The organism is Bradyrhizobium sp. NBAIM18 (genome assembly GCF_020193825.1).
Classification (GTDB): Bacteria; Pseudomonadota; Alphaproteobacteria; order Rhizobiales; family Xanthobacteraceae; genus Bradyrhizobium; species Bradyrhizobium yuanmingense.
Map to the genome: position 1 here is coordinate 276,025 of NZ_JADYVO010000004.1, position 22,642 is coordinate 298,666.

24 protein-coding genes are annotated in these 22,642 nt (G+C 64.7%); 14 read left to right on the forward strand and 10 right to left on the reverse strand.

Features of this window, described 5'->3' with window-relative positions; translation table 11 throughout:
* Positions 1-245: 245 nt before the first annotated feature.
* Positions 246-1,061 carry a helix-turn-helix domain-containing protein gene (locus I6F17_RS11740; RefSeq protein ID WP_036015272.1) on the forward strand — a complete coding sequence of 272 codons (816 nt, stop codon included), beginning with the start codon at positions 246-248 and terminating at the stop codon, positions 1,059-1,061.
* Positions 1,062-1,165: 104 nt separating this feature from the next.
* A complete protein-coding gene (locus tag I6F17_RS11745) occupies positions 1,166-2,143 on the forward strand; it encodes a tripartite tricarboxylate transporter substrate binding protein (RefSeq protein ID WP_225130869.1) in 978 nt (325 codons plus the stop codon).
* A 40-nt stretch (positions 2,144-2,183) separates the two neighbouring features.
* Here the strand turns inward: I6F17_RS11745 and I6F17_RS11750 are convergent, their stop codons facing one another.
* Positions 2,184-2,891 (reverse strand): GntR family transcriptional regulator, encoded by a 708-nt coding sequence (locus I6F17_RS11750; protein ID WP_036044008.1) that lies wholly within the window; start codon positions 2,889-2,891, stop codon positions 2,184-2,186.
* A gap of 258 nt (positions 2,892-3,149) precedes the next feature.
* Between I6F17_RS11750 and I6F17_RS11755 the strand changes: the two genes are divergently transcribed.
* The 6 genes from I6F17_RS11755 to I6F17_RS11780 all read left to right on the forward strand — a co-directional run bounded on the left by I6F17_RS11755 (position 3,150) and on the right by I6F17_RS11780 (position 8,735).
* Positions 3,150-4,136 carry an ABC transporter ATP-binding protein gene (locus I6F17_RS11755; protein WP_036044007.1) on the forward strand — a complete coding sequence of 329 codons (987 nt, stop codon included), beginning with the start codon at positions 3,150-3,152 and terminating at the stop codon, positions 4,134-4,136.
* A 43-nt stretch (positions 4,137-4,179) separates the two neighbouring features.
* A complete protein-coding gene (locus I6F17_RS11760) occupies positions 4,180-5,469 on the forward strand; it encodes a PotD/PotF family extracellular solute-binding protein (RefSeq protein WP_036044006.1) in 1,290 nt (429 codons plus the stop codon).
* Between the two features lie 5 nt (positions 5,470-5,474).
* A complete protein-coding gene (locus tag I6F17_RS11765) occupies positions 5,475-6,428 on the forward strand; it encodes an ABC transporter permease (RefSeq protein WP_225130868.1) in 954 nt (317 codons plus the stop codon).
* A gap of 3 nt (positions 6,429-6,431) precedes the next feature.
* Positions 6,432-7,310 carry an ABC transporter permease gene (locus I6F17_RS11770; RefSeq protein WP_225130867.1) on the forward strand — a complete coding sequence of 293 codons (879 nt, stop codon included), beginning with the start codon at positions 6,432-6,434 and terminating at the stop codon, positions 7,308-7,310.
* A gap of 21 nt (positions 7,311-7,331) precedes the next feature.
* Positions 7,332-8,063, forward strand: coding sequence for an aspartate/glutamate racemase family protein (locus tag I6F17_RS11775; protein ID WP_225130866.1), 732 nt, complete (start codon positions 7,332-7,334; stop codon positions 8,061-8,063).
* A gap of 180 nt (positions 8,064-8,243) precedes the next feature.
* Positions 8,244-8,735 (forward strand): hypothetical protein, encoded by a 492-nt coding sequence (locus tag I6F17_RS11780; RefSeq protein ID WP_036015282.1) that lies wholly within the window; start codon positions 8,244-8,246, stop codon positions 8,733-8,735.
* A 180-nt stretch (positions 8,736-8,915) separates the two neighbouring features.
* Here I6F17_RS11780 and I6F17_RS11785 read toward each other — a convergent pair whose 3' ends face one another.
* From I6F17_RS11785 to I6F17_RS11800, 4 genes are all read right to left on the reverse strand, one after another.
* The gene (locus tag I6F17_RS11785; protein ID WP_036044002.1) at positions 8,916-9,290 is read right to left on the reverse strand and encodes a hypothetical protein; all 375 of its coding nucleotides are present in this window, start codon (positions 9,288-9,290) and stop codon (positions 8,916-8,918) included.
* Positions 9,291-9,584: 294 nt separating this feature from the next.
* Positions 9,585-11,126 (reverse strand): PAS-domain containing protein, encoded by a 1,542-nt coding sequence (locus I6F17_RS11790; RefSeq protein WP_225130865.1) that lies wholly within the window; start codon positions 11,124-11,126, stop codon positions 9,585-9,587.
* Between the two features lie 126 nt (positions 11,127-11,252).
* The gene (locus I6F17_RS11795; RefSeq protein ID WP_036044000.1) at positions 11,253-11,783 is read right to left on the reverse strand and encodes a gamma carbonic anhydrase family protein; all 531 of its coding nucleotides are present in this window, start codon (positions 11,781-11,783) and stop codon (positions 11,253-11,255) included.
* An 85-nt stretch (positions 11,784-11,868) separates the two neighbouring features.
* Positions 11,869-12,198: a hypothetical protein gene (locus I6F17_RS11800; protein WP_036015295.1), complete on the reverse strand. Its 330-nt coding sequence runs from the start codon at positions 12,196-12,198 to the stop codon at positions 11,869-11,871.
* A gap of 222 nt (positions 12,199-12,420) precedes the next feature.
* Here I6F17_RS11800 and I6F17_RS11805 point away from each other — a divergent pair, with 222 nt between their 5' ends.
* Positions 12,421-13,128: a hypothetical protein gene (locus I6F17_RS11805; protein ID WP_225130864.1), complete on the forward strand. Its 708-nt coding sequence runs from the start codon at positions 12,421-12,423 to the stop codon at positions 13,126-13,128.
* A 256-nt stretch (positions 13,129-13,384) separates the two neighbouring features.
* Positions 13,385-15,202: a caspase family protein gene (locus I6F17_RS11810; RefSeq protein ID WP_225130862.1), complete on the forward strand. Its 1,818-nt coding sequence runs from the start codon at positions 13,385-13,387 to the stop codon at positions 15,200-15,202.
* Between the two features lie 236 nt (positions 15,203-15,438).
* Here I6F17_RS11810 and I6F17_RS11815 read toward each other — a convergent pair whose 3' ends face one another.
* A complete protein-coding gene (locus I6F17_RS11815) occupies positions 15,439-15,657 on the reverse strand; it encodes a DUF3126 family protein (protein ID WP_007602550.1) in 219 nt (72 codons plus the stop codon).
* 131 nt (positions 15,658-15,788) lie between these two features.
* On the reverse strand, positions 15,789-16,613 hold the full coding sequence (gene cysE / locus I6F17_RS11820) for a serine O-acetyltransferase (RefSeq protein ID WP_036029708.1): 825 nt from the start codon (positions 16,611-16,613) through the stop codon (positions 15,789-15,791).
* A gap of 274 nt (positions 16,614-16,887) precedes the next feature.
* Here cysE and I6F17_RS11825 point away from each other — a divergent pair, with 274 nt between their 5' ends.
* From I6F17_RS11825 to I6F17_RS11835, 3 genes are all read left to right on the forward strand, one after another.
* A complete protein-coding gene (locus tag I6F17_RS11825) occupies positions 16,888-18,246 on the forward strand; it encodes a hypothetical protein (RefSeq protein ID WP_225130860.1) in 1,359 nt (452 codons plus the stop codon).
* A gap of 106 nt (positions 18,247-18,352) precedes the next feature.
* Positions 18,353-18,508 (forward strand): hypothetical protein, encoded by a 156-nt coding sequence (locus tag I6F17_RS11830; protein ID WP_156447197.1) that lies wholly within the window; start codon positions 18,353-18,355, stop codon positions 18,506-18,508.
* Positions 18,509-18,655: 147 nt separating this feature from the next.
* Entirely contained in the window at positions 18,656-18,883 is a 228-nt protein-coding gene (locus I6F17_RS11835) for a hypothetical protein (protein WP_225130858.1), read from the forward strand.
* Between the two features lie 55 nt (positions 18,884-18,938).
* Here the strand turns inward: I6F17_RS11835 and I6F17_RS11840 are convergent, their stop codons facing one another.
* Positions 18,939-19,352 (reverse strand): hypothetical protein, encoded by a 414-nt coding sequence (locus I6F17_RS11840; protein WP_225130856.1) that lies wholly within the window; start codon positions 19,350-19,352, stop codon positions 18,939-18,941.
* Positions 19,353-19,459: 107 nt separating this feature from the next.
* On the opposite strand from I6F17_RS11840, the gene I6F17_RS11845 reads away from it, so the two are divergent.
* On the forward strand, positions 19,460-20,395 hold the full coding sequence (locus I6F17_RS11845; protein ID WP_225130854.1) for a LysR family transcriptional regulator: 936 nt from the start codon (positions 19,460-19,462) through the stop codon (positions 20,393-20,395).
* Between the two features lie 68 nt (positions 20,396-20,463).
* Here I6F17_RS11845 and I6F17_RS11850 read toward each other — a convergent pair whose 3' ends face one another.
* Complete coding sequence (locus tag I6F17_RS11850) at positions 20,464-21,219, reverse strand: alpha/beta hydrolase (protein WP_225130852.1); 756 nt, start codon at positions 21,217-21,219, stop codon at positions 20,464-20,466.
* A gap of 117 nt (positions 21,220-21,336) precedes the next feature.
* Positions 21,337-22,473: a hypothetical protein gene (locus I6F17_RS11855; protein ID WP_225130851.1), complete on the reverse strand. Its 1,137-nt coding sequence runs from the start codon at positions 22,471-22,473 to the stop codon at positions 21,337-21,339.
* Positions 22,474-22,642 lie beyond the last annotated feature (169 nt).

A 22,642-nucleotide genomic window follows, 5' to 3' on the forward strand; every position in this document is an offset into this window, starting at 1 on the left:
CACCCGGGCGGCAATCATCCGATCTGCTCGATACAGCTTGCACGAGAGATGGTCAGGTCAGGATGGATGACCAAGCACGACGGCGAATACGAGATCACGGCAGAGGGGCAGCTTGCCGCCGAAAGCGAACTCGGTCGCTGAGGAGCCGATGCGGCACCGTCCAATTCCCGGCCGGGAGTCGGGCCTGTTGACTGATCCGGCGATTGCATCATTGACTAGCGGAACGGTCCTCACAAAGAGCTGCCATGCCCTCGTTCCGTCCCGTTATCGCGTTGTCGAGAGGCCTCGAGGTCCTGCGCGTCATCAACCAGGAACGGCAATCGACCGTAGGCTCGCTGCATAAGGCGACGGGCCTCAACAAGGCAACAATCGTCCGCATGCTCGAAACGCTGGAGCATGAAGGATATGTGGTGCGGCGCGCCGAGCCGCCCAGCTATGCCCCGACCGGACGGGCGCTCCTGCTCAGCGCCGGCTACGACGAACCCAATTGGATCGGCGGTATCGCCGAACCGATGCTCAACAAGTTTCGCCAACAGATTCAGTGGCCCTCGGACGTGGCCGTGCTCGACGAGGAATCCATGGTGATCGCGCATACGACCCGGATCGGCGGTTCGCTGCTCTTCTACCGTCCGCCGGGTTTTCGCTTTCCCGTGCTGGGCACCTCGATGGGGCGCGCCTATTTGGCGTTTTGTGAACCGGCCGAGCAGGAGCGCATCGCGGCGCGCCTTGCCCTCAGCCCGGAGCCCTGGAACGACCTCGCCCGCAATCCCGCCAAACTCACCAAGGTGCTGCGCGCGATCCGGAAAGCCGGATTCGCAGTGATGGACGAGAGCTACAGCCGCCGCATCTTCGGCGGCGCCGTCTGGGCGATCGGCGTTCCCGTCGCTGTTCCGAACCGCCTGTTCGCAAGCATGAACGTGATGATGCTGCGCGAGGCCGTCAGCACCGAGGAAGGTCTCCGGCGCTTCGTGCCTCAGATGAAGAAAGTCGCCTCCGCACTGGCCGAGACGCTCAGCGCCAGGCTTGCTGCGGCCGGCCCGTCCGCGGCCGCCAAGAGCTAGCCATTTCACATAATGAAATGTTGTTTCTATTTGGCTCTGGTCGTGTGACGTCTCTGCCCGGCGGCCAAAGGGCGCCCAAAGACGCAACAAAACGGGAGGGGCAAGTGAGGACATTCGTCGCAATGCTGGGCGCTGCAATTGCAGGCCTGGTGCTGGCCACGGCTGACGTGTCCGCGGCCGAAGCCTGGCCGACCAAAGCCATCAAGATCGTCGTCTCGACGCCCGCCGGCGGCATCACCGATGCGTTCGCCCGCGCCTATGGCGATTACATCTCTCAGAAGCTCGGACAGCCGGTCGTCGTCGAAAACAAGACGGGAGCGAGCGGCGCGCTGGCAGCGCAATCGGTCAAGGAATCGCCGGCGGACGGTTACACGCTGATGTACACGATCTCGTCCACCCTGCTCGGAAACCGGCTGCTGCTGAAGTCGCTCGCCTACGATCCGGACAAGGATTTCACGATCGTCGCGATGACACCATCGGGTCATCTGCCGCTGGTCGTCCATTCCGCCACCGGCGCAAAGTCCATCGAAGATTTCGTCGCCTATGCGCGCCGCAACAAGGTCACGGCAGGCTCGTATGGGATCGGTTCGTTCGCGCACATCGCGATCGCCGAACTCAACCGCCAATATAACCTCGACATCTCCATCGTGCACTACCGCGGCGAAGCGCCGATGTGGCAGGACTTGGCGGCCGGCGTCATCCAGGCCGCGACCGGCAGCTACCAAGCCGCGCTTCCGGTCCTTGATACCGGCGTTGGCCGCGCGATCGCTGTTCCGTCACTGGTTCGCATGAAGAAGCTGCCGGACACCAAGACGTTCACCGAGCAGGGGGTCACCGGCAAGGTCTTCCAGCTGACCAGCTTCACGACCCTGGTGGCGCCCGCTGCGACGCCGCCCGACCGGATCGAGCTGCTCGCCAAGCTCATGGTCGAAGGCGGCAAGACCGAGCGTGTCCAGAAGCTGCTGGAGGCCTTCGGGGTCGATGCGCCGGCAATGGACCGCGCATCCTCGGTCGCCCTCTACGAAAAAGAAGGGCCGGTCTGGCTGGAGTCGATCAAGAATCTCGGATTGGAGCCACAATAGCGTCCGGACCCGCCGATCCCGTGCGCTGGCGACGCCCTTCTCACGCCCCCAGCACGTCCGCCAGCCGCAGTTCGTCAGCGGCGGGATCCTTCAGGAACAGCTCCGCCTCGATCTCGTTCAGGTGCGACAGCATCAAGGCGCCGGCGCGCGCCTTGTCGCGCTTGCGGATCGCGGCGGCGATCCCCGCGTGGTGATCGGTGCCGCACGCGGGCGTGTCGTGACGGCGGTAGAGCAGGATGATGAGCGAGGAGCGCGCAATCAGCTCCTTCAGGAAGCCGAGATAGATGCTGTGGCCGCTCATCTCGGCGACGAGACGATGAAACTCGCCGGACAGACGGACGGAGGCGCGGGCATCGCCGCGCAACTCGGCCTCGCGTTCTTCCGTGAGATGGTGCTGCAGGCGATCGAGCCAGGCCGGCGAGACCGCGTCAATGGCGCGGTCCACGATGCTGGGCTCGATCAGACGCCGCGCCTCGAACACCTCGCGGGCATCAGCCGGCGTCGGGCGCGCAACGAAAGCGCCGCGATTCTTCTCGATGTTGACGATGCCCTCATGCGCAAGCTGCTGCAGCGCTGAGCGCACCAGCGTCCGGCTTGCGCCGTAGATGTCGCCGATCTCGTCCTCCCCAAGCTTGGTGCCGGGCAGCAGGCGATGCTCGAGGATCGCGGCAGTCACACCCTCCCGGATACGGCTGACGCGATCGCTTGCATCTGGCGCATCGGATTTCTGGCGGGTCTTGGCGGCCATGATTGTGAGGGCTCGATCGACGAACGTTCGGCCTGCAATGTTAGTCGACGAGCTGTATCCAATCACAGGCGAAACTTTATACAATCTTCGCCCGTTTTGTGTGCAGCTGGCTGCACGGGTGACGGCCCGATAAATTGGGACCGAATCGATCTAACGATCTGACTCCGCTGCACAGTTTTTAAGATTCGCATCGTCGCGGGCTGTTGGCACGGACCTTGCGGAGAGAGGCGGGACGCAACGCCCCTCCTCGGATACGCCATGGCCATTCCCGCCGCTCTCGAACTGGTCGCCGTCACCAAGCGCTACGACGCCACGCTGGCCGTTGACAACGTCAACCTGAAGATCCCGGCCGGCACCTATTGCTGCCTGCTCGGCCCCTCCGGCTGCGGCAAGACCTCGACGCTGCGCATGATCGCAGGTCACGAGGCGGTCAGCGAAGGCGACATCATCCTCGGCGCGCAGAACGTCACTGACCTCGAGCCCGCCAAGCGCGGCACCGCGATGATGTTCCAGTCCTACGCTCTGTTTCCGCACCTGACCGTGCTCGACAACGTCGCCTTCGCCCTGAAGATGCGCGGCATCGACAAGCCGACGCGGCACAAGCGCGCCGGCGAATTGCTCGAGCTGGTCGCGATGAGCCAATATGCAGGCCGTCTTCCGGCGCAGCTCTCGGGCGGCCAGCAGCAGCGCGTAGCGCTCGCGCGCGCGCTGATCACCGAGCCGCAGATCCTCCTGCTCGACGAGCCGCTCTCGGCGCTCGATCCGTTCCTGCGCGTCAAGATGCGCGGCGAGCTGAAGCGGCTGCAGCGCGAGCTCGGCATCAGCTTCATCCAGGTTACCCACGGCCAGGAAGAGGCGATGGCCCTCGCCGACCACATCGTGGTGATGAACCACGGCAGGATCGAGCAGCAGGGCACGGCGCGCGACATCTTCCATCGTCCCCGCACCGAATTCGTGGCCCGATTCATCGGCGGCCACAACGTGCTCAGCGACGCCGGCAATCTCATCGCCGTTCGCGCCGATCAGCTCGGCATCGTGCCGTTCGTCGACGGCGCCTTCGGCGCGCCGGCGCTGCTGACCCAGACCGAGTACCAGGGCTCCTACATCGCCGTATCGCTCACGCTCGACGACGGCACCGCCCTGTTCTCCCACGTTCCCGAGGCCGCCTTCGACGTGCATCCGTTCCGCCCGGGCGATCGCGTGCTGGCGACTTGGGATCCCGCCAAGGCGCAACGCCTGCAATAGCACCCTTCACCACGGAAATGCGCAACACAGAGGAGTGAGCGAAATGACCGAGACGACCAGGAAGACCGGCGTCAGCCGCCGCACGCTATTGAAGGGCACCGCGGGTCTCGCCGGCCTCGCCGCCGGCTCCGGCGCGATCACCGGCTTTCCCTACGTGAAGTCGGCCGATGCGAAGGTGCTGCGCTATCTCGGCACGGCCGTGAACGAGGGCGACGACATCGCCAAGCAGTGCCTGAAGGACACCGGCATCAAGATCGAATACATCACCGCAACCACGGACGACGTCACCAAACGCGTGATGACCCAGCCGAATTCCTTCGACGTGCTGGATACCGAATATTTCTCGCTGAAGAAGCTGGTGCCGTCGGGCAACATCCTTGCGCTCGACGCCAAGAAGATCAAGGAGTTCGGCAACATCACGCCCGTCTTCACCAAGGGCGAGACGCCCGGCGGCAAGAAGATCGGCGGCCAGGGCACCGCGCCCTGGAAGGTGCTCTATCTCGAAGGCAAGGACTCCAAGAAGTTCGCGACGTCGGCGACCGAATTCGTCACGCTGATCCCGACCGTCTACAACGCGGACACGCTCGGCATCCGCCCCGACCTGATCAAGCGTCCGATCAGCACCTGGGCCGAGCTGCTCAACCCCGAATTCAAGGGCAAGGCTTCAATCCTCAACATCCCCTCGATCGGCATCATGGATGCCGCCATGGTCGTGGAAGCCTCCGGCAAGTACAAATATGCCGACAAGGGCAACATGACCAAGGAAGAGATCGATCTCACCATGAAGGTGATGACCGAGGCCAAGAAGGCCGGCCAGTTCCGCGCCTTCTGGAAGGACTTCAACGAGAGCGTCAACCTGATGGCCTCGGGCGAGACCGTGATTCAGTCGATGTGGTCGCCGGCGGTCACCAAGGTGCGCTCGATGGGCATCCCCTGCACCTTCCAGCCGCTGAAGGAAGGGTATCGGTCCTGGGCTTCCGGCTTCTGCGTATCCAAGGGCGTCTCGGGTGCCAAGCTCGAATGGGCCTATGAATTCGTGAACTGGTTCCTGTCGGGCTTTGCCGGCGCCTATCTCAACCGCCAGGGCTATTACTCCGCCGTGCTCTCCACCGCGAAGGCCCACATGGAGCCCTACGAATGGGCCTACTGGATGGAAGGCAAGCCGGCCGAGAAGGACATCAAGGCGCCCGACGGATCGCTGCTGGAAAAGGCCGGCGCGGTGCGTGACGGCGGCTCCTACGAGGATCGCATGGGCGGGGTCGCGTGCTGGAACGCCGTGATGGACGAGAACGACTACATGGTCCGCAAGTGGAACGAGTTCATCGCGGCGTAACGGACATGTCGGAAGAAGTCCTGCAACAGGCAGCCCCGGGCTTGATCCCGGGGTCGGGCACAGCGCGCGCCGCAAAGCCGACGCGCCTGTCGCCGTCCTTCATCTCCTGGCTCCAAGCCGGGCCGATGATGCTGGTGCTTCTCGCGTTCTTCCTCATTCCGCTCGTCTTCGTCGTCATCGTCTCGTTCTGGGACTATAACGAATACCAGCTGCTGCCGGCTTTCTCCGGCCGCGGCTACACCGACACGTTCGAAGGCTGCATCGCGCAGCTCCCTGAGCTCTGCACCATCGCCAAGACCTATCTGAAGACGCTGAAGCTCTGCTTCCTGGTCTGGGCCATCACCCTCTTCGTCGGCTTCTGGGTCGCCTACTTCCTCGCCTTCCACGTCAAGTCCAAGACCTGGCAGATGGGCTTGTCGCTGCTGTGCACGATCCCGTTCTGGACCTCCAACGTGATCCGCATGATCGCCTGGATCCCGCTGCTCGGCCGCAACGGCCTCGTGAACACCGGCCTGATGAAGACGGGCCTGATCAACCATCCCGTGGAATGGCTGCTGTTCTCCGAATTCTCCGTGGTGCTGGCACTGGTGCACCTCTTCACCTTCTTCATGGTGGTGCCGATCTTCAACTCGATGGTGCGCATCGACAAGTCGCTGATCGAGGCCGCCTATGATGCCGGCGCCAGCGGTTTCCAGACCCTCGTCAACGTCATCATTCCGCTGGCCAAGCCCGGCATCGTGATCGGCTCGATCTTCGTCATCACCATCGTGATGGGCGACTTCATCACCATCGGCGTGATGGGCGGCCAGCAGATCGCCGCCGCCGGCAAGATCATCGAGACACGGGTCAACGCGCTGCAATTCCCCGCCGCCGCGGCCAATGCCGTGATCCTGCTCGCGATCACCTTCCTGATCATCACCATGATGTCGCGCATCGTCGACATCAAGAAGGAGCTCTAGAGCATGAAGGAAGGACGCCCCCGCTCGTTCTACGTGCTCGCGATCTTCTTCGCGACCTATGTGCTGTTTCTCTATGGGCCGATGATCGCGATCTACGTGCTGTCGTTCCAGGGGCCGCAGGGCGGCCTCACCTTCCCGATGAACGGCGTATCGACCTTCTGGATCGCGAAATTGTTCCAGGGCACCGGCATCGTCGATCTCGGCGCCGCCTTCCGCCGCTCGCTGCTGCTCGGCATCGTCGTGATGATCGTCACCGTCGTGCTGTCGGTCGCCGCCGGCATGGCGTTCCGACGCAAGTTCAAGGCGCAGAGCATCCTGTTCTACTCGGCGATCGCCAGCCTCATCGTGCCCTCGATCATCACCTCGCTCGGCATCTCGCTCGAGTTCCGCATCATCGACGACCTGATCAAGGCGCATTGGAACGAGAATTTCGAGACCTCGATGGGCCTGCTGACGTCCGGGCTCGGCGCGCACCTGACCTGGACACTGCCGTTCGGGCTGCTCATCATGTTCGCGATCTTCAACCGCTTCGATCCGCGGCTGGAAGAGGCCGCGCGCGATCTCGGCGCGACACCGTGGCAGACGTTCCGCCATGTCGTGCTGCCGATCATCCTGCCCTCGGTGATCGGCATCGGCCTGTTCGGCTTCACGCTGTCCTGGGACGAGCTCGCACGCTCGAGCCAGGCGATCGGCGCCGTGAACACGTTGCCGCTGGATCTTCAAGGCCTCACCACCACCGTGACCAACCCCGACATCTACGCGCTCGGCACCGTGATCTCGGCGGTCTCGTTCACGGTCATCACGCTTGCGCTCGGCACCATTCACGTGCTCAACAAGCGGCAGGCGGCCAAGGGCTCGGACGCCGGCAAGGGACTCGTCTGAGATAAGGACTCGTCTGTTCTGATGCGGCTTCACGTCGTCAATCCCAACACAACCGCGTCGATGACGGCGAAGATCGCCGCTGCCGCGCGCAGCGTTGCCCTCGCGGGCACCGTGATCGATGCGCGTCAGCCGGCGATGGGCCCGGTCTCGATCGAGGGGTTTTACGACGAAGCTTTCGCGGTGCCCGGCATGCTCGGCTGCATCCGCGAGGCAGATCGCGACGGCGCGGACGCGCACATCATCGCCTGCTTCGACGACACCGGCCTGGATGCCGCGCGTGCCGCCGCCAAAGCGCCGGTGATCGGCATCGGCGAGGCCGGCTTCCACCTCGCGAGCCTGATCGCGGCGCGCTTTGCCGTGGTGACCACGCTCGGCGTCTCCATCGTGCCGATTGAGCACAATCTGCGGAAGTACGGCCTGGCCGAACGCTGCGCCGGCGTCCGTGCCGCCGAGGTCCCGGTGCTGGCGCTGGAAGAGCGCAACATTGATGCGCTCGGCAAGATCTCGGCGGAGATCACCGCCGCCATCCGTGACGACCGGGCAGAAGCGATCGTGCTCGGCTGCGCCGGCATGGCCGATCTCGCAGGCGAGCTCGCCGCCGCGCACGGCCTTCCCGTGGTCGACGGCGTCGCCGCCGCCGTGACGCTGACGGAATCACTGGTGCGCCTTGGACTGAAGACCTCCCGGCTCGGGCCCTATGCGGCACCGCGCGCAAAGAGCTATTCCGGGCCGTTCTCGCAATTTCAGCCTTGATCCCTGCCCCCTGCGCGGCGCTCCCGGGCTGCAAGGGCCGCTGATCACTGGTTTTTTGCCGCTCAGCCTCTTTTTGGTCCCATTCCTTGCCGAAACGTAAGGCTTTCGGGACGCCCCGGTGGCCCCTCTGGGTTGCCGGTCTTCGCCACTCACCAAGTTTCAATTTGGGTTTTGTCAGCGATGATCGATCTCGCCCAGGACAGGCCGTCCAACACCCTCCTTCGCCTTGGCGCCCAGCCGATCGCGCTGACTGCTGCAGCCCTCCTGCTGCTGATCGCGGGCGTGACGTCGATCGCAATCTGGCGGGCCTATACCGGCGCCGCCCCCGAGAGTGACCGGGTGGTGGCCTCGCGGCAGCTTCAGGCCCGCACCGCCCAGGCCTCCGAGCAGCTGGTCGAGAAGACCAAGGGGCTGGAGGCGACCCAGCAGGAATCGATCGACCAGCTCCAGGTGGTGCAGGACCAGCTTCAGACGATGAAGCGGCTGCTGGCGGCGCAACAGGCCGACACCAAGCGCCTGTCGGAGCAGGTCACGGCCTTGAACGAATCCATCGACGGCTTGCGGCAGTCCTTTGCCAGTGCACGGGCGACCGAGGTCGAGACTCCATCGGTTACCCGCAGGAAACCGGCGCGGCACCGCCACGCCAGCGCACGCAAGCGCTCGGGCGGCTGAGCCGGTCACGGTGCGGGAACTTTATTTTCGCCACTTGTGAACTGGATCACATTCGCCGGTATGATTCCGCGCGATGCTCGCCGTTACCGGATGGCGTGAGCCGATTTCAATATCCGGGGCTGGCAAGGTCGTTGACGGTATACTGCGTCAACGACCTTGTTTTTTAACAGCTATTCCGCCTCACTCGCAGACGTCGACTTGGCGGTAGCGCCATCCCGACGGGGTCATGACGCGCTTGCGCACGACGTAGCAGCCGCCATAACCGTCGTTGTAGCCGACGCCATAATAGGTGGGGCCGCCGTAATAGGGGTAGCCGTAGCCGTAATAACCGCCGTAGTAGCCGGCGCCGGCGAGACCTACCCCGATCCCAACCCCTGGCCAGAAGCCGCCGCCATGCCAATGACGGTGCCCCCAGCCATGGAAGCCGCCACCATGGAAGCCACCGCCGTGAAAACCTCCACCACGTCCGAAACCGCCGCCCGCCTCGGCCTTTTGTGGCGCCGACAGCCCGACCGCCGCCACGGCCAGCGCCGTCATCATCATCCTGCGTAACATCACTCGATCCTCCGCGTGGAGGTTGCTCCACGCTTCAAAGCAGGACCAAGCTACCGTCAGTCGGTCATTCGTGACAGCCACACTGTCTCACTTCCGCGCGAGCATCGGCAGCCCGCGGCAGATGCGAGCTGCCGCCGGCCGCTATGCCGCCGCCGCCGGCCGTTCGGTCCGATCCTCGACCATGGTCACGAACATGTGGGACTCCTCACCGGCGCCCCCCACCTGGATGCGGCGGGCGCAGATGACGCGGCGCCCGCGGACGGGATTGTCGATGGTGTCGATGATCGGCTCGAGCTACTGCCGCTGTGCGAGCAACTGCTGGTCGCGCCGCTCGATCAATTCGGCAGCCTCCACGGAGAACAATTCCCGTGCCGTCTTGCCGATGATCTCGCCGCGCGACATGCCGATCATCTTCTCGGCGGCCCTGTTGACGAAGACGTAGCGCAGATTGCGCGCGTCCTTGGCGATGATGCCCTCGGCCACGTTCTCGATGATAGTGGCGAGAAAGCGCTCCATCCGTTCGAGAATGCGTTCGCGGTGGCGCTGTTCCGTGACGTCCTCCTGCACCGAGACCCAGCCGCCGCCGTCCATCGGCCGCTCGTAGATCTTGATAATGCGGCCGTCGTTCAGCGCGATCTCGTACGACGTCGGCTGGCGTTTGGCGATGCGGTCGAGCACCGCCGCGACGTATTTCGTGATGTCGCCGCTGAACAATCCGCTCTCGACCCTGTGCTGGAGGATCTCCTCGAGACTCGACCCGGTCTGGATCGTTTCAGGCAGATTGTAGATCCTGCGGTAATTGGCGTTCATCGCGACCACATTGGCCTTGCCGTCGAGCATGATCAGCCCCTGCGGCATGTTGTTGATCGCTGCCGAAAGCTGCCACTTCTTGGCCTGGTACTTGTCGTTGAACTTGTCGCGCTCGGTCATCGCCGCGTCGCGCGCCTGCGCAGTGCCGAGCTCGAGCTCCTCGAGCTCGAAGATGCGCGCCACCGCGTCACGGAAATTCTGTACCGCGCGTGCAAGGCGCCCGATCTCGTCGTGACGGCGCAGATGCGGCACCTCGCTCTTGACGTCGCCCTGCGCGATCCGGTCGGTGGCCTGCGTGATATCGGCGAGCGCGCCGACCACCGAGTTCCGCATGACGACGACGTTCAACGCCGCCAGCATCAGCGCCGCGAGCCCCAGCGCGAACAGATAGGCGGCTGCGTAGCGGTGGCTGTCGGCGAGCTCGTCCGCCTCGCTGGCGCGCTGTTCGTAGATGCGCTCGAGCGCTTCGAGATCGCTGTTGAGCTTGCTGCGCAAGGTGCGGTTGGCGTCGTTGTCGCCCCACTCGCGGGCCGCGGCCGGGCTGATCTCGACGCCGCGGCGCACCAGCTCCTGGCGGAAGTCGATGAACTGCTGGATGCGCTGGCGGAAGGACGAGAACAGCTCGGCGTCGTCGTCGCCCACCGTGCGCTCCATGCTCTTCACGGCCTCGGCGAGCTCGCGGTTGCGCCGCACCAGCCCGTCCGCGAACTGCTTCATCGCGGCACGATCGGCGGACATGTAGATGCCGCGCGATTCCATCACGACGGCGTAGATCAGGGCGTTGATGCGCCCGACGCCGACCGCCGCGTCGGCGGAGGTGGCATGCAGGTGGCGATACGTCGTCTGCAGGCGCACCGACTGGACCGACATCACCAGCAGGAAAGTGGTGACAATCGCGAGGAAGGCGGCAATGCTATAGACCTTCTCCGCAACGGTCAGCGTGTCGGCGCCGCGCACGAAACGGACCAATTTCTTCAAGAATTCGGTTCCGGCCCCAAGACCGGATTCCAGCGCCACAGCTCCCATGGCGCCGCTCCTCTTGGTTGAAAACGCTGGATGATAAGCGTGATCGCGCTAGCAGAGGATTAAAGCGTCAGGCTGTATTTTTACGGTATGGGGAAGTCCCCTCGCTGGAGGCGTCGGGGCGCAGGTTCAGCCGATCCGCTTCAGGCCCTGCTTGAAGCGCGGACCGTTGGCCACGTAGAACCGGGCCGCGCTCCCCATCTTCTGCACCTGGGCGTCGTCGAGCGTGCGGATCACGCGGGCCGGCGAGCCGATGATCAGCGAGCGTTCGGGGAACTCCTTGCCCTCGGTGATGACGGAGCCCGCGCCGACGATGCTGTTGCGGCCGATCTTTGCCCCGTTCATCACGATCGAGCCCATGCCGATCAGCGCGCCCTCCTCAATGGTGCAGCCGTGCAGGATGACGTTGTGGCCGACCGTGCAGTTCCTGCCGATGACAAGCGGAAAGCCGAGATCGGTGTGGCAGGTCGAGCCGTCCTGCACGTTGGCGCCCTCGCCGACCTCGATCCACTCATTGTCGCCGCGCAGCACCGCGCCGAACCAGACGCTCGCGCCCGGCTTCAAGCGCACCCGGCCGATCACGGTCGCGGTCTCGGCGATGAAATAATTGCCGTCGGCGGGAAGGTCGGGCGCCTGCCCGTCGAGCTCGTAGATGGCCATTGGCTGTCTCCTGTCGCGTTGACGACTGGCATAGCCAAACGGCAGCCGCGACGCAAAGGGCCGGCCGCGCTCGAGGTGCTTCGGATCAGACCAGAAGGCCGGCGGCGCGCAGCGTCATCAGGAAGAAGGTGCCGCTCATCATGCTCCAAAAGGCGGCGATGACGGTTGCCATCATCACGAATTCCATGCGGCGGCTTTCCACCCGCACGCCGCGCAGCGTGTTGCGCATGATGATGAAGGGCGCGGCGAACACCAGGAAGGGAACCGCCGCGAAGGTTTTCGGGGCCACGCCGTCCTGCAGCAGGCCGAAGCCGGCTGGCCGCTGCGCCAGCGCCTGGTATCCGTTCACGAGCGCGCCCGCGAGCGCGAAACCGATGCCGATCGAGAAGAAGGTGTTGAGAGCTTCAGGTGTCATCGGAAGTGCTCCGCCCTTACACAACGCGCGTGCCTTCCTGTGACAAACAGAGCCCGTTAACGCTACATTATCCTTAAGGAAAGGTTAACGCGGCCGGCCGTCCCGTGCAGGGGCCGTCCCCGATCCAAGCGGCCGGGAACGCTGCGCGAAAGCGCCGTCGCATGGCATATTCGCGCTGATTCGTCGGCCATCGGCCGACCTCCGGTCGACCTCGCGCAGTTCATGACATTGTTCTCGGCAGCTCCCCTCAGGTCCCCCCGCACGCGCACCCGGGCGCATGTCGTCCCGATCGTGCTCGGCGGCGTGGCGGCGGTCGCTGCGGTCGCGCTCGTCGCCTATCTGCTGTGGCCGACCTGGGGCAGCCGGGGCGCGAACGCGCCGGACAAGCTGCCGGTGAGCGTCGGCGGCACGTTGTTCAACCTGCCGGTAACCGCGATCCGAATGAAGATCCAGCGGCACTCGGGGCCGCAGGAGCGCATCGATCTCGACTTCCTCTATCCCTCGCTGGAGCCGCCCGGCGCGCCCAAGCATGTCACCTCCGACACGGCGGAAGCGGCGCTGCAGTCGATCGACCGCATCTTCCTGTCGATCGCGGCCCATCACGATGCGCTCTCGCCCGAGCAGCGCACGGCCACGATCTATCCGCGCTATCTCGACCCGGCCGCGGCAAGCCCAGCGGACGGCCTGACGATGCGCATGTTCCGCACCGACACGCCCTACGGCAGCGAGGACCTCTATTCGGCTGCGAGCCCCGCGCTCACCGCGCGCTGCACGCGCGATGCCGCCACCCCCGGCATGTGCCTCTCCGAGCGCCGCGTCGGCGGCGCCGACCTCACCTTCCGCTTTCCACGCAGCTGGCTGTCGCAGTGGCGCGACGTGGCGGAGGTGATGGAGAGGCTGACCGCGCAGCTGCGCGGGCCGCGGGGCTGAGCGGGGTCGGCTGGAGCCTCCAAAAACAAAACGTCGAAAACAACCCCATGCACAGTAGCCAAGCGTGGGCAGCATCGAGTCTTTTCGTTTTTTTCGAATAATGATTGACCCATCGGGCCAAAACAGGGCATGATGACCGTGATGCGTGGCACGGGGTTGCCCGGATGGCGCATGGATGTGTGACTGATATCACTGAGCACAGATTGCGATTGGCCATGCTGCGAATAATCTGACGCTATTGCATTCGGGGGCTGGAATGCGGCTTCGGCTGTTTGTTTTGTTGATTGCTGCGATCTGGGCTGGAGCGGGCCCGGCGCTGGCCGAGAAGCGCGTTGCGCTGGTGATGGGCAACTCGGCCTACAAGAACGTGGCGCGGCTGGCGAACCCCGCGAACGATGCCACCCTGGTCGGCGGCATGTTCAGGAAGGCCGGGTTCGATACCGTCGACATCAAGCTCGACCTCAACGGTTCGGAGATGCGCCGGGCGCTGCGTGACTTCGGCGGCAAGGCGCGGGATGCTGGGGTCGCGGTGGTTTATTACGCCGGTCATGGCATTGAACTGGACGGCGTCAACTATCTGATCCCGACCGACGCGACGCTCGAGACCGACAGCGACGTGCTGGACGAAACGATCGCGCTGGACCGCGCGCTGTTCGCCGTCGAACCTGCAAAGCAGCTGCGCCTGATCATCCTCGATGCATGTCGCGACAACCCGTTTGCCAAGACGATGAAGCGTACCATCGCCTCGCGTGCCATCGGCCGCGGCCTCGCCAAGGTCGAGCCGACCAGCCCAAACACTATGATCGCGTTCGCGGCGAAAGCGGGCTCGACGGCGTCCGACGGCGACTCCAAGAACAGCCCGTTCGCGGCGGCTCTCGTCGAACGTCTGCCAACGCCCGGGCTCGATCTGCGCAAGGCGTTCGGCTTCGTGCGCGACGACGTGCTCAAGAATACCGGCTACAAGCAGGAGCCGTTTGTGTACGGCTCGCTCGGCGGCGACGATGTGGCCCTGGTTCCGGCCAAGCCGGTCGCGACCGGACCGCAGGCGAACCCGGACAGCGACATCCGGCGCGACTACGAACTGGCGCTCCAGCTCGGCACGCGCGATGTTTGGACCGCGTTCCTCAATCGTTATCCGAGCGGCTTCTATACCGACCTCGCCAAGGCCCAACTCAACCGGATCTCCGCCGAAGACGCCCGCGCTGCAGCGGCCGAGAAGGCGCGGGCGGCCGAGGAGGAGAAGGCAAAGCTTGCCGCCGAACGGGCCAAGAAGGCCGAGCAGGAGAAAGCCGCAGCAGCGGCCAAGGCTGCCGAAGATGCTCGGATCGCCGCGGAGAAGGCCAAGCAGATCGAAGAGGCCAAAGCGGCGGCCGCCGAGCAGCGCAGGAAGGATGCAGAAGCAGCTGCCAAGGCGCTGGCCGACAAGCAGGCTGCCGAGAAGGCGCTGGCCGAGAGAATCGCCAGCGAAAAGGCAGCGGCTGAGCTAGCCGCCAAAGAGAAGGCTCAGCGTGACGCTGAGCAGAAGGTCGCGGCCCTGGTCCCTGCTCAATCGGCGCCGAGTCTGTCGCCGCAGGAGACGGCCAAACTCGTGCAGTCAGAACTCCGTCGAGTCGGATGCCTCGCGAGCAATGCGGACGGCGACTGGAATGCGACCTCGCAGCGTTCGCTCAGCCTCTTCAACAAATATGCCGGCACGAAGTTCGACGCCAAATTCGCGAGCTTCGAAGCGCTCGATGCCATCAAGGCCAAGCCGGGGCGCGTCTGCCCGCTCGTGTGCAATCACGGCTTCAAGGCGGACGGCGATACTTGCGTGAAGATCACCTGCCGCGCCGGCTATCGCATCAACGACGACAATGAATGCGAGAAGGCGCAGGACAAGAAGCCGGTCGCGACCCGCGAGGATGCCAAAAAGCGAGACACGGAGCGCAAGCAAACCGAAGCTGCACCTGCGAAGCCGCAGTCGTCTGGTCAAATGGTCTGTACCAGTGGAATCTGTCGTCCGGTTCGATCTGGCTGTCGCCTTGAAACAACAAGCAGTGGCAGCGGCTACAGAAGTGTTGAAGTCTGCAATTGAAGACGCATGGCAGGCAGTCCTCCTCTGGGACGCTCCGCTGCGTGCCCCGGACGGGGCGCAGCGTCTCTTCGACGGTGCGCTGCTGCGCCGGGGCCCATGGTGCAGAGATTGCGGTGTGCAGCTTGTGGGTCCCGGCGCTGCGCTGCAACGCTAAGAGCGTTGCAGCGCGTCCGAGACACGAAGAGCGCAACACGCTACGAAGCTCCACTTTGCTCGCGACGCTGGCGTGCCAACAATTATTCCTGATCGACCAGGTCGTCCTCGAGGATCGCCATCTGGAATTGGAACGAGCGATCGTCGTCCTCGTCGTCGACGAAGAGCACGCCGATGAATTCCTCGCCGATATAGACCTCGGCGGAATCGTCCTTCTTCGGCCGCGGCACGACGCGGATCTTGGGATTGCCGAATACGCGCTTCAGATACGCATCTAACTTTCTGACTTCTTTGACGTCCACGGCAAGTCTCCGATCGAAAATGGTCGGCGGGTTTTAGGACGAGATGCGGCGAACCGCCAGCACGAATTGTCAAAGAATTTGGCGAGGAAAAGGGCCGGAAAAATCCGGCCCTTCGCAGCATCAAGGCCTTCTCAGAGCCCCATCGCGTTGATCATCTGATCCATGGTGCGCGACGGCTCGGCGCAGCCGGCCTCGCCGACGATCTTGGCCGGCACGCCCGCGACCGTGACGTTGTGCGGCACTGGCTTGACCACGACCGAGCCTGCGGCAATGCGCGCGCAATGGCCGATCTCGATATTGCCGAGGATTTTTGCGCCGGCGCCGATCAAGACGCCGTGGCGGATCTTGGGGTGACGGTCCTCGTTCTCCTTGCCGGTGCCGCCGAGCGTGACGCCGTGCAGGATCGAGACGTCGTCCTCGATCACAGCCGTCTCGCCGCAGACGAAACCGGTGGCGTGGTCGAGGAAGATGCCGCGGCCGATGCGCGCGGCGGGATTGATGTCGGTCTGGAACACCGCCGAGGACCGGCTCTGAAGGTAATAGGCAAAATCCTTGCGGCCCTTCAGATAGAGCCAGTGCGCGAGGCGATGGGTCTGGATGGCGTGAAAGCCCTTGAAGTAGAGCAAGGGATCGATGAAGCGCGAGGTCGCGGGATCGCGGTCGTAGACGGCCACGAGGTCGGCGCGGAAGGCGTTGCCGAGATCGGGGTCGTCGCGCAGCGCGTCCATATAGGCCTGACGCACCAGGTCGCCCGACAGCGCGGAATGATCGAGCCGCTCGGCGACGCGGTGGACCACCGAATCCTCCAGTCGGCCGTGATGCAGCACCGACGAATAGATGAAGGTCGCAAGCTCCGGCTCGCGGCGGACGATGTCCTCCGCTTCGCTGCGGATCCGGTCCCAGATCGGATCGAGCGATGCGAGCTTTCCTCCCGGATTGACCTGATGCACTGCCATGGGATCTGCTCTTTCGAATTGGCTGATTTTGTTGGCTCTATAGCACAGTCTAGGCGACAAAGTCCTGACGGGCTTGCCTGAGAGTGAACAGTGCCTTGCCCCGGAGAGCAAGCCAAAGCATTGATAAACAAGACTTTCTTCTGACGCCCCGAGCGGCAAGGTCGGCTCAAGGTGGTCAGAGTTTCGCCAAATTCAAGCCGGGCCGCGTCAAACTATTGGTGAATTCGCCCCCAACCGTTATTGCGGGCATGATCCGAACGGGGGCAGAGCCGATTTGACCATCACCACCGATCAACTGCGCGCGCGCGCCGCAGGCTCATTTTGGCTGCGCCTGGCGGCGGTGGCCCTGCCCCTCCTGATGATCGCGCCGGCGTTCTGGAACGGCTATCCGCTGTTGCAATGGGATACCGGCGGCTATCTGGCGCGCTGGTACGAGGGCTATCTCGTTCCCAGCCGCTCCACGGTGTTCGGCCTCTATCTGCATTATGGCGAGGGTTTCGGCTTCTGGATCAACCTCGCGGTCCAGTCGCTGGCGACGCTGTGGCTGCTGCAGCTCACGCTTCGCGTGCTGGGTTTGATGCAGACCTTCCGCTTCGTCGCGATCAGTCTCTCCCTGATGCTGTCGACCGCGCTGCCCTGGCTTGCGAGCATGCTGCTCACCGACATCTTTGCCGGCCTCTCGGTGCTGTCGCTGTTCCTGCTGGTGATCGGCGCAAGCCGCACCTCGGCGCTCGAGAAGATCTCGCTGTTCGTCTTCACCGCCTTTGCCGCAGCGACCCACAGCGCGACGCTCGGCGTGCTGCTCGGACTTTGCGCAGCGGGTTGGATGGCGCGGCCGTTCGTGGGCAAACGGCTGCCCATTGCGGGATTGGCGCAGGCGAGCCTCACCATCGTTGCGGGCGGCCTGATGCTGGTGTCGGCGAATTATGCGCTGTCCGGCAAGCTGGCCTGGACGCCCGGCGGCTACGGCGTCGCCTTCGGCCGCATGATGCAGGACGGCATCGTTGCGCAATATCTCAACGACCGTTGCCCGCGCGAACGTTACAAGCTTTGTCCCTACCGCAACGAGCTGCCGGCGAGCGCCGACGAATTCCTGTGGGGCAAGAGCGTGTTCAACACGCTCGGCCGTTTCGCAGGCATGAATGAGGAGATGGGCACCATCGTCGTGCAGTCGCTGAAGGATTATCCGGCCTGGCAGGCGGGCGCGGCACTCCGCGCGATGGGCCAGCAATTGCTGCACGTGGCGACCGGCGAAGGCACCAACGGCTGGATCCCGCACACCCGCGGCATCATCGAGCGCTACATCCCCGCACAGGCCGCGCCGATGCGCGCGGCGCGGCAGCAGAACTGGGGTGTCGATTTCGATTATCTCAACTGGCTGCATGTCCCCGTCGCGCTGGCCTCGATGCTGGCGCTGGTGGCGCTGCTCGGCCATGCGCTGGCGAGCGGCCGGCTGGACGACCTGACGCTGCTGGCGGCAACCGTGACGCTGGCGCTGCTCGGCAACGCGTTCATCTGCGGCGTGATCTCCGGCCCCCACGACCGCTACGGCGCGCGCATGGTGTGGGTCGCGACCTTCGTGGTGCTGATGGCCGCGGCGCGGCGGTTTGGCGAGGACAGCAAGGCGGGATGAGATCGGGGTGAAGCCTCATCGCTCCCAATCTCCTGAGGGAGTGGACGATGTGTACACATTTGCACAGTTTAATGCGGCAGCCGTCTCGGTCAGGTAGGCTGTTCGCATGGACCGAGAATTCCGCCGCCTCGAACATGCCGCCCGCGAGCAAGCAGCACTGTCGGCTGACGGGCGTACCAAGGCTGCGCTGCTAGAGATCGCCGAAGAATACCGTTTGCGCGCCGACTACCTCGAAGCTCAAAAGCGCAGCCCTGCTGATTAGTTGCAATATCGCTTGCTTGGCACTCTGATGGCATTGACTGCCAAGCCGTTGAGGAACAGTGTGTTCCATCACCGCCCGGTCCGTGGCTTCAATCGGTGACAGAGAGACCGGTTGTGCTCCCGCCCTACTCCAACAGGGAGCAGCGTCATGCCGATTCTACGGCTGATTGCGAATGTCGATCTCACCCGCGAACAGGAACATGTTCTTGAACTCGCCTTCAACCATGCCTTGCGCAAGCTCGACGTGGTGGATCGAAGCGATCCGATCTGTGATCTTCTCGCCAAGAGGATGATCGACATTCACATGCGCGGCGTGACTGACGCTGTCGCTCTGGCCGAAATCACCGTCCGGGAAATCAGAGCACCGAAACAATAGGGCCCGAGATCGGTGACGCCGTTGAGCGACGGCGCCTGGCACTGTCGCCATAGTTTCACATCGCCTTGGCGAGCGCGAACAGCCGGAAATCCTCAAGCGCCGCGTGCCGGTGGGGCGCCACTTCGCGCCTGTAAGTCTCGGTGTCGACGATCGAGCGGAAGGTGGCGAAGTCACCGTACTCATTGAGCGCCGCTTCGTCCCAGCGTTCGCCCGGCGAGCCGACGAGGCTCGCGAGGATCGGCCCGGAAAACATCGGCGCGATCGGCTTGCCGGCCGCAAGGCGCCGGAATGCCGGCCTGTAGCGTTCATGAAAGGCTTCGCGGCCCGAGCAGGGCGCGGCGTCAAAGGCGTCCTCGTAACGCGCCTGCGCGCGGTAGCGCAGCAAATTGAGCATGTAAACCGGCTGGCCGGGCGGAATCGCACGCTCGGCGGCGTCGAGGGCTTGCAGGGTGATTTCGATAGGGTTCATCGGACGTCCCGCGTTTCCAGCGCCGCAGAATGCGTGCTGACGCTTCCGAATTAGCCGTTCGGGACCGGCCCTTGTAGTGACTTCATAGCCATGATTATGTGGACTTCATGTCCACAACGACTTTGCCTCCCGACCTTTCGCGCCTCCTCGCCTTCGTCCGCGTCGTCGAAGCGGGCTCCTTCGCCGAAGCCGCGCGGCGGGCGGGGACGACCACATCGGCGATGTCCAAGGCGGTCGCCCGCTTCGAACAGGCTCACGGATTGCGGCTTTTGCATCGCTCCACCCATTCGTTGGCGCTGACCGAAGAGGGCGACAGGCTGATGACGGCGGGACGCGCGTTGGTCGAAAGTCTCGCCCGTGTCCAATCCGCACTCGGCGAAGTCGCGCGCGACGATGGCGGACGGGTGCGCGTGACCGCCCCCGCCTCGTTCGCGCGCGCCTGCATCCTGCCGCGACTGCCCGCCTTCCTGCGGGAACGGCCGGAAATCGAGATCGAGGTCAAATTCCGCAACGAGATTCTCGATCTCGCGGCGGAAGGCGTCGACGTCGCGATCCGCTCAGGGCCCCTCGACCGCGCGCCCGGCCATCAGGCGCGGCGGCTTTGCACGTTCTCCTGGATCGCCTGCGCCTCGCCCGCTTATCTGAAGGCGCGCGGCGCGCCGGCCACTCCCTTCGAGCTTTCCGCGCACGAGCACGTCGGCTTCCGCAATCCCGCGAGCGGTCAGATCCTGACCTGGCGGTTCGCCAATCCGCGCGGCAAAGGACCCATTCGCGTCACGCCCAAACCCAAGCACATTTGCGACGACGCGCACGCTTCGCTCGCCTTGATCGCGAATGGGTTTGGGATCGGCTGGGGGCCATCGTGGCTCGTTGGCGAAGACCTTCGCGCCGGCCGGCTGGTCGAAGTGCTGGCGCCCTGGCGCGCGCCTGGGGAACCCCTTTGGATGCTGCGCACCTCGGGCCGCCGCCCGCCCCTGCGCACACAGCGCGTCATATCGTTCCTCAACACGCTTCCCGCCGCGTTCAGCGACAAGGTGGCGTGAGGCAGCGGGCGTCACCGACATTGAGGCGCGCCAAGAGACTCAGCTAAAGGTCCTAGGGATTTGCCGACTCAGACGCGGCGTGAAAGAAAATCGAGCACACCGGTCTTGTAGACCTTGTCACCGACTGCGCGCATGTGGTCGCGATTGGGAATATCGAGCACTTCGGAACCCGGTATGATCGCGCCGAGCGCGCTGGCACTTCCTGCGACATCGTCGGCGCTGCCGACTGCGATCAGCACCGGCACCTCGATGCGCGCGGCCTCTTGCCTTGTCATGAGATCGCGCGTGCCGCGCAGGCACGCGGCGAGCGCGCGGCGGTCGGAGCGGGTCTGGTCGGCAAAGGCGCGGAAGGTGCGGCCGACGGGATCGGTGACGTCGTCCAGCGCGGGCGCCTCCAGCGCTTTGGCGACGTTCTCGCCGGGACCGCTGCCCTCGATCAGGCCGCCGATGCCGATGCCGCCGAGGATCGCCGAGCGCAGGCGCTGCGGCTCGTTGAGGGAGAGCCAGGCCGTCATCCGCCCGCCCATCGAATAGCCCATGATGTCGGCCTGCGGAATGGCGAGATGATCCATCAGTGCGAGCACGTCGCCCGCCATCACGGGTATAGAATATTGCGCGGGCTCGTAGAGCTTTGCGCTCTCGCCGTGGCCGCGATTGTCGAGCGCGATGACGCGGCGTCCGTTCTTGCGCAGTTCCGATACCCAGGTCGGATAGACCCAGTTCACGTTCTTGCTGGAGGCAAAGCCGTGCACCAGGATGATCGGATCGCCCTCGCCTTCGTCGAGATAGGCAATTTCAACGGCGCCGTTGTGAAAGCTCGGCATCAGCAGTTCCGTGAGGTGTTGAGGGGAATGACGCGATCTTAGAGCACGATCCGGCAAAGTGTGCAGCGGTTTTCCGGCAACATCATGCTCAAACAATTCCCCGAAGCGGATCGCGCCTCAGGCCGTCGCGGCCGCGTTAGCCAAAGCAGCGTCGGCCGCCATCTGCGCGCGGCGCAGCCGCCGCGCCCGCCTGCGATCGCACCAGGCCTGGGTCAGGCGCTCGGTGGTCGCCTTGATGGAGGAGAGCAGGCCGAACAGCGTCACGACCGCGCCGAACAGCCACATCGCCAGATCGAACGCGCCGCCGACGAGCAGCAGCGCGCCGCGGCCGAGCAGCTTGATGATCGCGCGCGTCTTGCCGCCTTGCGCTTCCGCAAGCCGCACGGCGCGCGCGACGTCCTTGGGACCCTCGGCGATGCGGAGCGTATCCATGGCCCCGCGCGTGCCGGTCTTTCCGGCGACGCGCGTGACGTCCTTGCCGAGCCGGACCAGCGCACCGGCCTTCTCGGCCCGGAACGCGGCCTTGATCGCGCTCACGGTCTGGCCAGGGCGCAGCACCGAGCCCGATGCCACCGCGTTCCGCAGCATCGGCGCGTCGACCACCTCGCGCGCGGACCGGCCGGCCCATGCGGCGAGCCCCTCGCCGAGCCGTCCGAGCTTGCGCGCATCCTTCACCAGCGTCAGTCCTGCGCGCACCGGCGCGGCACCGCCGACGGAGACATAGGTTGCCGCCGTCACCGCAAGGCCGGCCGCCGCAAGGGAGAGCACGAGGCGGTCGGTGTCCTCGCCCATGGCAAGATGCTTGCCCTCGCGCACCACGTCCCTGATGTCGCCGAACACGAAGAGATCGCCGGCCACGGTCCCAGAGAGGCTGGCGACGTCGTCGGCGTTGCCGGTGACGAGACCCGTGGCGAAGCGCTTGGCGAAATGCGCGGTGGAATTCTCCGCTTTCACCGCGTCGGCGACGCGGCTCAGGAGGTCGTCGGGGAGCGCGATGTTGCGCTCGCGCGCCAGCGTGACGAAACTGTCGGCGAGATCGGCATCGCCGGCCGCGAGCGCGGCCTCGATATTGTCCTGAACCAGGCGGTCGTTGTGCCGGAGCAGTGCATCGAGCTTCAGCTCGGAGAGCGCGGCCGGATCATCCTGGGCGGCCAGGATCGCGCCGGCCTCGCGGGCATGCGGCGCCACCTGCGCGAGCACGAAGCCGCACACGGCCATTCCCGCCAACGCCGTACTGATTCGCAGCCACTTCATGTGGAAAAGCCCGGATGCCCTGAGATCGCTTGCGCGGAACACTACGTCTTTCGTCCCGGTTTCACGCAACCACAGAGATAGTATGCCAAGATTGCGACACAACGTCCCCGACGAAAGAAGGGCTTCTCTAGGGGCGCAAGATTGTGTCGAATTTGCATGAGCAGATGAG

What these genes read in the sequence shown, in the direction of transcription:
- I6F17_RS11740 (WP_036015272.1), top strand. Translation starts at nt 246, where the DNA reads ATGCCCTCGTTCCGTCCCGTTATCGCGTTGTCGAGAGGCCTCGAGGTC.
- I6F17_RS11750 (WP_036044008.1), bottom strand. Translation starts at nt 2,891, where the DNA reads ATGGCCGCCAAGACCCGCCAGAAATCCGATGCGCCAGATGCAAGCGAT.
- I6F17_RS11755 (WP_036044007.1), top strand. Translation starts at nt 3,150, where the DNA reads ATGGCCATTCCCGCCGCTCTCGAACTGGTCGCCGTCACCAAGCGCTAC.
- I6F17_RS11760 (WP_036044006.1), top strand. Translation starts at nt 4,180, where the DNA reads ATGACCGAGACGACCAGGAAGACCGGCGTCAGCCGCCGCACGCTATTG.
- I6F17_RS11765 (WP_225130868.1), top strand. Translation starts at nt 5,475, where the DNA reads ATGTCGGAAGAAGTCCTGCAACAGGCAGCCCCGGGCTTGATCCCGGGG.
- I6F17_RS11770 (WP_225130867.1), top strand. Translation starts at nt 6,432, where the DNA reads ATGAAGGAAGGACGCCCCCGCTCGTTCTACGTGCTCGCGATCTTCTTC.
- I6F17_RS11775 (WP_225130866.1), top strand. Translation starts at nt 7,332, where the DNA reads ATGCGGCTTCACGTCGTCAATCCCAACACAACCGCGTCGATGACGGCG.
- I6F17_RS11780 (WP_036015282.1), top strand. Translation starts at nt 8,244, where the DNA reads ATGATCGATCTCGCCCAGGACAGGCCGTCCAACACCCTCCTTCGCCTT.
- I6F17_RS11785 (WP_036044002.1), bottom strand. Translation starts at nt 9,290, where the DNA reads ATGTTACGCAGGATGATGATGACGGCGCTGGCCGTGGCGGCGGTCGGG.
- I6F17_RS11790 (WP_225130865.1), bottom strand. Translation starts at nt 11,126, where the DNA reads ATGGGAGCTGTGGCGCTGGAATCCGGTCTTGGGGCCGGAACCGAATTC.
- I6F17_RS11795 (WP_036044000.1), bottom strand. Translation starts at nt 11,783, where the DNA reads ATGGCCATCTACGAGCTCGACGGGCAGGCGCCCGACCTTCCCGCCGAC.
- I6F17_RS11800 (WP_036015295.1), bottom strand. Translation starts at nt 12,198, where the DNA reads ATGACACCTGAAGCTCTCAACACCTTCTTCTCGATCGGCATCGGTTTC.
- I6F17_RS11805 (WP_225130864.1), top strand. Translation starts at nt 12,421, where the DNA reads ATGACATTGTTCTCGGCAGCTCCCCTCAGGTCCCCCCGCACGCGCACC.
- I6F17_RS11810 (WP_225130862.1), top strand. Translation starts at nt 13,385, where the DNA reads ATGCGGCTTCGGCTGTTTGTTTTGTTGATTGCTGCGATCTGGGCTGGA.
- cysE (WP_036029708.1), bottom strand. Translation starts at nt 16,613, where the DNA reads ATGGCAGTGCATCAGGTCAATCCGGGAGGAAAGCTCGCATCGCTCGAT.
- I6F17_RS11830 (WP_156447197.1), top strand. Translation starts at nt 18,353, where the DNA reads ATGGACCGAGAATTCCGCCGCCTCGAACATGCCGCCCGCGAGCAAGCA.
- I6F17_RS11835 (WP_225130858.1), top strand. Translation starts at nt 18,656, where the DNA reads ATGCCGATTCTACGGCTGATTGCGAATGTCGATCTCACCCGCGAACAG.
- I6F17_RS11840 (WP_225130856.1), bottom strand. Translation starts at nt 19,352, where the DNA reads ATGAACCCTATCGAAATCACCCTGCAAGCCCTCGACGCCGCCGAGCGT.
- I6F17_RS11845 (WP_225130854.1), top strand. Translation starts at nt 19,460, where the DNA reads ATGTCCACAACGACTTTGCCTCCCGACCTTTCGCGCCTCCTCGCCTTC.
- I6F17_RS11850 (WP_225130852.1), bottom strand. Translation starts at nt 21,219, where the DNA reads ATGCCGAGCTTTCACAACGGCGCCGTTGAAATTGCCTATCTCGACGAA.
- I6F17_RS11855 (WP_225130851.1), bottom strand. Translation starts at nt 22,473, where the DNA reads ATGAAGTGGCTGCGAATCAGTACGGCGTTGGCGGGAATGGCCGTGTGC.